This window comes from Vibrio sp. L85, from assembly GCF_963871815.1.
GTDB classification, from domain to species: Bacteria; Pseudomonadota; Gammaproteobacteria; order Enterobacterales; family Vibrionaceae; genus Vibrio; species Vibrio harveyi.
In genome coordinates this window covers 1-8,090 of sequence record NZ_CAWMYL010000075.1, presented here as the reverse complement: position 1 = coordinate 8,090, position 8,090 = coordinate 1, and the positions used below count along the sequence as shown (strand labels likewise).

The 8,090-nt window shown below is 39.5% G+C and carries 7 protein-coding genes; all 7 read right to left on the bottom strand.

What is annotated here, in order from left to right; translation table 11 throughout:
* Positions 1-203: 203 nt before the first annotated feature.
* Positions 204-548 carry a hypothetical protein gene (locus tag AACR11_RS08625; RefSeq protein WP_079324321.1) on the bottom strand — a complete coding sequence of 115 codons (345 nt, stop codon included), beginning with the start codon at positions 546-548 and terminating at the stop codon, positions 204-206.
* Between the two features lie 69 nt (positions 549-617).
* Positions 618-833 (bottom strand): hypothetical protein, encoded by a 216-nt coding sequence (locus AACR11_RS08620; RefSeq protein ID WP_339367127.1) that lies wholly within the window; start codon positions 831-833, stop codon positions 618-620.
* A 113-nt stretch (positions 834-946) separates the two neighbouring features.
* Positions 947-2,305: a hypothetical protein gene (locus tag AACR11_RS08615; protein ID WP_079324319.1), complete on the bottom strand. Its 1,359-nt coding sequence runs from the start codon at positions 2,303-2,305 to the stop codon at positions 947-949.
* Entirely contained in the window at positions 2,306-2,716 is a 411-nt protein-coding gene (locus AACR11_RS08610; protein WP_079324317.1) for a hypothetical protein, read from the bottom strand.
* Between the two features lie 31 nt (positions 2,717-2,747).
* Positions 2,748-4,526: a hypothetical protein gene (locus AACR11_RS08605; protein WP_079324315.1), complete on the bottom strand. Its 1,779-nt coding sequence runs from the start codon at positions 4,524-4,526 to the stop codon at positions 2,748-2,750.
* Positions 4,527-4,614: 88 nt separating this feature from the next.
* Positions 4,615-6,720, bottom strand: a complete 2,106-nt coding sequence (locus tag AACR11_RS08600; RefSeq protein ID WP_079324313.1) for a hypothetical protein — start codon at positions 6,718-6,720, stop codon at positions 4,615-4,617.
* Entirely contained in the window at positions 6,721-7,950 is a 1,230-nt protein-coding gene (locus AACR11_RS08595; protein WP_071161393.1) for a tyrosine-type recombinase/integrase, read from the bottom strand.
* Between the last annotated feature and the right edge of the window lie 140 nt (positions 7,951-8,090).

The following is an 8,090-nucleotide window of genomic DNA, read 5'->3' as shown; positions in this document are numbered from 1 at the left end:
ATCTATTTAACTAAAGTTAAATAGATCTCTACTAACGATTGCTTTGTTTTCAATTGGTTACTTTGATTTTTACTAGAGCTATTGTATTTTTCTAATAACTACAAATTTTGCCACTACGCTGTGATTTCAAGCTTTAGCTTTTCTTGTAAAAGCTGCATCTTCTAAGCTTATCGGCACACCAAATATTGGTTCCGTAAGTGGGATTACTTACAGTAATAATAAGATGCAGAATTAAGTAGACCACCTTCTGTTTGCGCACTTGCCAAACTGTACTCAGCTCCATTCAATTTTGTAAGCACTATATGGTTTTGAAACGCTGAATAGTAAATGAGACCAGTGTATGAGTTAGGACTTTTTTTCTTGATCTCATAATTACTTGTATGTTTCGTCATGCTGTCTTTTACAGTAATTTCATCGTTAAAGAGGTTTACCTCAATACTCATACCATTGGGTCTAGTGTAGTCATGGTCAAAGAAACAGCTTAGCTTTAAATTTTCTGCTTGAGTACTTGCAGATAAAGCAAGAAGTATTGGTATTAGACGCTTCATTCGCCCTCCTTTAGATTTAGCAATATCCAGTTTAAGTAACTAATTTTGTTCCTATATTAAAAGATTGTACTAGTCACTTTCTAGCTTAGAGATTGATGCGATAACTCCTTCGAAAGGACAAGGATCACAATTCGTTAAACGACAATGATCTTGTAACTTCTGTACTTGAAGCTTTTCTGGAGAAATGCCTAGTTCTGACATTAGCGTAGAAACATCATGTTGATTTATTAGGTTACATATTTTGTTGTCTGATTGAACCTGGTTAACCTTAGTAAGTCTGCTCATAATTCGTTTCGATCCAACTTAGTAAGTGATTAAAAAAACTCTTGACAGCTATAACCTGCGTATATTCGGTTTATTATGCTGCTCCATTCGTGTAATTTAATTCTTATGAATAACTAATTTTTCGCTTTTTGTTTTACATTCCATAAGAAATGACATGGATTTGCTGTCATCTTCGATTTGTAATCACTATAGGACTTGTACCCATGTGCCATAGCGAGCGCAGTTGCTAATAAGCTTGTTCCTGCTGTTGCCATGCTTAGACCCAAACCCGCAAAAGCAATACCAACATCAGTTAAATGAACTTTCTTAATATGCTTCATTTGCGGCGTTATTTGTCGCATTTGAACTTCAAACAGCTCATGTTGTGTATCTTCAATGATCGTGCGAACACGTTTTGGATCAGGTTCATTTCTTGCTGCTCGGAAGCCTTTTTCCAGTTCTGCACGAAATGAATGGAATGCTGAACCATCATTGTTTCGTATTGACATTAAATCCTCCGACGAAACCTTGTCCAAAAATGGTACATCCATTTGTAAAGTACAATTCAAAGCATTTGATTTAATGTCACTTTCGCTAGCATTTATGTTCAATAGATGACTTTCAAACGGGTGCTCAGTACCGAACATACACTCTAAGGAATTACTTAATGCAAGTCGTTTGTTAAGATCAATGAAATGGTTTCTTGCTGTTTGATTCACAGACTGTTTTACCCATTGAATGAAGTCCTCCTTCTCAGGAGGAACAGACGATAGCTTTTGAATTATCGTGTATATGTTTGCTTCTTCTGTTGGTTTAAATTCTGTTGGATTAAGCATATAACCCATACAGAATCCCTCCTCCATGCCTTTAAAATGAATGCTAATCTGGCGGCATGGATACAGGTCACGCATCACGAGTATGCGACCATTGTCATTTTCAACACTTCTAACATCTGCACTTGCTTTATACTCATCCAGAATATGTTTAGGCAGAACGTCTTCAAAACCAACATCAGAACATATGATTGGAATCTCAGCCCCTCGTTCTAACTCAAAACTAACAGGATAAAGCTTAACATAACCACCAACTACCAATGGTCGTAGCTCAATTAGTTTTATAGCGGCTTTAGCTAGACTTTGACGATCAACTTTAGGTGTTGACGCCATTCCCATGAATGATGTTAAGGCTTCTGTGGCTGACGTTCTAAAATCGGTTAGTTTAAAGACTGGGTCAGCTACAACTGCTTCTTCCAAATACAATGCTGCTTGTTTTAAACGAGATACTTGTGACATTGTGTCGGTTGCCATGCAACGAACAGTGTTTTTCGCTTTTATGCTGTTTCTTGTCTCAGGAAGCATTTTCAAACAGTACTCGCGGTAATTACGCAGTTCTTTCTCTAGAGCTGCGTCTGAGATCCCAGTGTAGAGACGAGTAATCAACGAGCTATCTAGTAACAACGAATCGTTCAGGTAATCGTATGCGTAACTTCCCATCTATTCTTTCCCTAATTTTTTGATGCCAATTGCTGTATTTATATCCTCCATGACTCTCTTGTGTTGTGCCTTATGAAGCGCCCAAGTGAGGTTTGCAATCGCATCGGCGTGTTCCATGCGTTCCACTTTAACTTGTTTTTTTAACTCTGACAGTTCCGTTTGAGCTTCACGCTTGGCTTTCAGTGCCTTGTTCTTGTTGCTCTTCAAAGTCTCAGTTCTAATTTCTCTTGCAGTCTTCTTTTCTGACTTATCAGCCTTAAGCTTAAGTACCTCATGATATAGCTCGGTGTAATAACTTAAAGAACCGTTCGATACGCCAGCCTTTTTCTCTACAGCAGACGGATTGATTTTAGCGCCGCCTTGCTTTAGCTCTTCCAGTGCTGCTCTTAGTTTTTTTTCATTTCTAGTCATATCACCAATCCTGTTACAGATTTTGTTTCTTTTACGAAGGCGTAATAACGAACTCGGTGAACTCAATATTGTGCTTTCTCATTACATGCTCCGCAGCTCGTAAGTCACTAAGTTCACGGCCTAACGTGTGCCTGTTGATTGTGCTATTTGCAAGCATTTTACTGATGAGTTTCACGCAACCATCATGCAATGTCTTCCAACGTTGAGCCTCTTCTCTCGTAATGCTAAGGTTCTCGCAACCATTAGATACGCAAGAGCTAGGCTGAAAAACATGTGATACTGAGCATTTTTCATTACCAAAGCAACGACCAAATCCTGTAGATCGTGACGCTGTATGGTTGTTTTTCTCTAAGGAGGCAAACTCTTTATCAGTTAAAGCCCTTGGCTCCCCTTCAACCATCAGATTTTCTGCAAAACCACCTGACGCTTCGCCAGAAACAACTTTGGACAGGTACTTTTCGTTATAAGTTTTTCGGCTTGCGTCCAATTCCCTCAACAGCTTTGGGTCTGTTTTTACTTGCATCAAAGCAAGCACATCACTAGTCGAGGTGTATATCATAGACATGCCAATGAAAATATGTTTCAACTGCTGCTTTAAGGCACCTAAGCAAGACAGATCGTTACCCACCGCAAAGTGTGCGAAGCTTCTGCGCCAAGTATGGTTAATGAAATGCCAGTAGTACGTACCATCAGCTTTCATCTTTCGTGGGTCGGCATTAACGTTACTGTTTAGCAAGTTATAAGAGGTATCCCATTCTCTCTTGTACTCTGGTTGCAAGTGTTGAGCTTTGAATTCATTCAGGCAGGTATTTAGGTTAGATTTATTGAGACTTACCTTTTTCTTATTGGCGTAATTAGTTGGCAAGTATTTCCAATCACCACCATTAGCCAATCCAATCACCTCTATTGCCTTTTCACAAATTTCAGCACAAACCCAGACATCTTCTCTAACAGCCCCTTGTTCCAACTTCACAGTGGAAGAGTTCAACAATGATGTTATAACCTCTTCGAAATCGACCGTTTCGTAAGAAGCCTCGTGTAAAAACACTGCTTCACTCACTCGCATTCCACTAAACGCCATACATGTTGTATAGCCTAAACCAATGGCAACCCTGCGAAATTCCACAAGATCTAGTGGCGAACCCATTTCTCCAAGTTGAGGCTTGCCGTCACTGGTGAACTGTATGTGATACCACTCGACTAATTCAATTAATTTGCCGAGCGTTTGTCCATATAACTCTGGGATAATGGTGGGATGGTTGCCTGTGCTTCCATTTGCTAATTCCTTAGCCAAAGCGTTACGGTTCTGGATGGGAAAGACTAGTCGCAAGTTCGATGGCAAGAAATCATTAGCATCGCTCAATGTTGTATAACTTGTTAGATGGTTCTCGCACGAGGTTTGAGAGTACTTTCTAGTTCTCAGGTACTCTTTAACCTTCTCAAAGAAAATCGGGTGAGCTAATGCTGCTAGCGTATCAGGCACCACTTCCCAATTATCAATGATATCCTTTACCAGCATTTGGCAGTGCTTGATTGCCCTGAGAGTCACGTTCTTTTTTCTGAGTTTCGAGGTGAATAGTTTGTCATTCGAACCATATAGCAGGTATGCTGATCGAACCTTTAAATCACGATAAATTGGGATGTCTTCATACTCAGGCTTCCAAGAAACATAATATACAGACGCATCTGAATTATCTAAGTTATATTCTTCAAATGACCATTTTCTAGCTTTAAATTGATTAATCGATTCCCCGCCATCGAGGGTGCAGTCTTTACCACTGTACAGATCTTCGTAATTAAGTAAGGACATCAACTTTCCTGTTGTCAGTATTGTAATTTGTTAAGCAAAACTACAGCTTTGTCTAACGAAATATGTGTTTTGTTTAGGTGGCGAGCATTTAGATATCCATTTTATCTAATACGGCATACATCCCATCCCAAAGCGGGTGCAAGCCTTGTTTATCAAGCTTCTTAATTGCCGTTGCTAATTTTTTTGGAGTGAGTTTGCCTTTGATAATTTGGAGCTTAGCCTTCAATTCACCCTGCTTTTCGATAAAGTGAGCGAAGCTAACATGGTAATTAATTGAGTCGTTTAAAATAGATTCGAAAGAAAGCAGTTTCCAGATGTCGTTCACTTCATCTACAACAGCAAAATTTGCGCACCCAAAACACTTGATGATAAACCCACACCCCATCAGCTTCTTATCTTCATCAGAAAGCAGCGGGTTCCTGTCTAGGCTCTTTTGAAACTCTTTGCTTTCAGCAGTTTCTAAACCTTTACATGTGCCACCGTTCTTTAGATCAGCCACTCCAGACTCTTGTTTCTCTTTTTCGTCAATAATCTTGGGGTTATAGAGGTTCTTTCCCTCTTCAACAGCAATGCTAATCTTTATTCCTCTTGCGTGTTTTTCTAGCGCATGAGCTGTCTGGGTCATTTCCTTGTGTGCCGTTTCGTTACTGACCTTCGAGTAGTTGTATCCACGATGGACTGATAACCTATGTCGTCCAGCAATCACTCCGCTAGCTTCACCTCGCTGAGATGAAACCCTGTGAATTACTGATGAACGTAATCGTTGCAGATTTAATTTGTATTTAGAGCGCTTTTTAAGTAGACCCTGTAGAATCCGATTTCGTATAACTAGTTTTGTAGCAAAAAGACCTACATCATGTGATGAGATTTCAGTCGCTTCACTGCCATGCAGGTAAAACAATACTTGCTGTGACTGAATGCCAAATTTCTTCTTAGCTTGCTCAATAACCTCCATCAAACGCACCACAAGGGTTTTTGAGCTTCTTCTCGCAACAAAACTGTTGTAGTCATTTGACTTACTAGAGCGATACTTAATAGCATTAAAAACAAAATCTTTTGAGCCGAGTTTTGAATACTCAGTGTCGAACTCTTCATAAATCAAAGAATTGAGTTCAGCAAAGGTCATCGCTGTATAGACCGTCAGCAATAAGCATGAACAAGAAATGAAGTCGTTAAAATCCCTCTCATAAGACATGGTGTTATTGCAAACTTGTTTATACAGACGCTGATGCTCTGGTATCAAAGCTCGAATAGTCGCTATCCAAGAAGTGTCATCGTAGTTATCGGTTTGTAAATCGTTTCCGCCTGTTTTCAGCTTGAACCTATCAGCCCTCAGTATTTTAGGTAGACCAATTAGCTCGAAGCCAGCACTTAAGTAAGCTTGCTTTCTTTCAATACTTTCTGGCTTTATCTTCGCCCCCTTTGTCATCTCATCGTATAAAGACGCTATAAAAGACTGAAAAGACTCTTTATTGTAAAACTCAGGACGCTTTGTAACCTCGTTATTGTATTGGATTAGTTGCTTCAAAGCACAAAGGTAAGTAACCTTTGATGCGTCCCTCAGAGAACTGTCATGAATGTGTTTGGCGTATTTTTGAAGCTCAGAGTCGCTGATAAAGGGTGAATCAAAGTTTTCTCGCAAGTCGATAGTTACCAACTTATTGTTGGAGTTTTTCAACTTTAATATTAATGGGTGAAGCTTTGAAACGTTACTCTCCGATGGCAGTTGGGCTTGCTCGCTGCTCAACCCTCGGGATTTATGCTTTGCCTTGTACGAGCTAGTTCGACGCTCTGTATTACCCAACGGTACTCTTTCCGATGGTGTTGCTTCAAATTTTCGCTTACGCCCCTTCCGCTCAGATACCAAGTGAGTAATCTCATCGCCAAAGTTAATCGAAGTGAAAAACTTTTTTAAGTTAGCTCGATATACTCGCTTTCCGCTGTCGCCAGCTTCCAATTGCTCATTGATGCTTAATAGGTAGGACTTAACATTCTCATAGCTTAGCGGTGATGCTTGTTCGTCTGAGTGTGCAATCAATCGATTGAGGGTCTGCCTTAGACCAGTGTTTAGTCTAGGTTCAAACTCTTTCATTGATTCATACAATGTGATGATCTCACTCTCATGCAAGACACCTTTGTAATCTACATTAAGATCAACCGTTTTGTTCCCTTGAATTACTATTACTTTATCCACTTATGCTATCCATAATTCATTGTTGTCCATGATTTTTTCAACCAAATCCCCCATAACATCAATCATCTCTCTGCTAGCCTGATTACCCGTCCAGTGAGTTAGATAGAGCTGTGTTGTTGAGATATTGCTGTGTCCCATCTCTTCCTTCAAAAGCGCTAAGGCTTGGCTATAACTAAAGCCATGATCTAGTAACGTGCTCATTTTTCGACAGCCAAATGTCACTCGTAAGTGATGCCAAACGTGATAAAACCGTGGGTCATCTTCGTCCATAATTTTATTTGCGATAATTGACCAGTAACGGTTGATTGTATTGGGGTTGTAAATCTCACCCTCTCGATTTAGTAGAGCGGGATGGTCGCGTTCACTCTCAACGTCTTCTAATTCAAGCCAAAGACTCAATCTTTCTTTGTAGCGAAGGCTGTTGTGATATTGATTAAAAAGCTGAGCGATTCGAAAAGGAATAGAGATATTCCGTTCTTTTCCGTTTTTGGTTTTAACTCCAGTTTTCGGACCTATTGATATATCGGATAAGGTTTCGCCTTCAAAATTTCTAGGGATCACTATGTGGCGCTTTCTAAGAGTGATTGATTCAGTTCGCCTCAGTCCACTAAAAAGAGAGAGAAGCATCGCTAATCGCGCTTCGAGCGGGATCTGTGATAAATGTTCGAATATGTACTCAATATGCCTGTCACTAATAGGTCTTAACTTTGTTTCTTTGCTTAGCTTCTTGATTGTGCAATCAGTAATATCTTTGCCGTATGCATTGGTTCCAGTAATTGCGAAGGGAAGTTGATCGATGTAAAAGAACTTCTTGAGAAATTTATAAAAACCTCGAATGCATCCTAAGTAGTTACTAGCAGTTTCATCAGTGTAATGCCCGTTATCAACATTTACTTGCAGCACATTTCTATAGGAGAAAATAGGGTTTTTGTCATCATCCACATGCAAGTGTTCATCCCACTTTAAGTTATTTTCATGCATGACTTGGAAGAAAGATTTGAGTGCTCGCTCAGTAGGAGATATGTCTTTTCTATTAACTGAAATTCTGAGATATAGGAGGTAAGCGTTAGCGATGAATATTGGCTCATTATCATCGTATAACAGTTTCAACCCTTGATAGTTAACTGGAGTGCCATGAGTGGATACCTTAGCCTCACCATTTTCGTCAATGATTGCTTGTGTATCTTTATAGATCGGAATTGTAGGTGAGGTTTTGACTAGCCTTAGCATTTTTCTCTCCATTAAAGTAACTGTATAACTATACAGCGCATGGGGAGGTTATCCTAACTATTTTTCTAACTTTTATGTACATTTTAGAATTACGTTAGTTTTCTAAAACGGATTTCTAAAGATGACATCTAGGGTGCATA

What these genes read in the sequence shown, in the direction of transcription:
- AACR11_RS08605 (WP_079324315.1), bottom strand. Translation starts at nt 4,526, where the DNA reads ATGTCCTTACTTAATTACGAAGATCTGTACAGTGGTAAAGACTGCACC.
- AACR11_RS08620 (WP_339367127.1), bottom strand. Translation starts at nt 833, where the DNA reads ATGAGCAGACTTACTAAGGTTAACCAGGTTCAATCAGACAACAAAATA.
- AACR11_RS08625 (WP_079324321.1), bottom strand. Translation starts at nt 548, where the DNA reads ATGAAGCGTCTAATACCAATACTTCTTGCTTTATCTGCAAGTACTCAA.
- AACR11_RS08595 (WP_071161393.1), bottom strand. Translation starts at nt 7,950, where the DNA reads ATGCTAAGGCTAGTCAAAACCTCACCTACAATTCCGATCTATAAAGAT.
- AACR11_RS08610 (WP_079324317.1), bottom strand. Translation starts at nt 2,716, where the DNA reads ATGACTAGAAATGAAAAAAAACTAAGAGCAGCACTGGAAGAGCTAAAG.
- AACR11_RS08615 (WP_079324319.1), bottom strand. Translation starts at nt 2,305, where the DNA reads ATGGGAAGTTACGCATACGATTACCTGAACGATTCGTTGTTACTAGAT.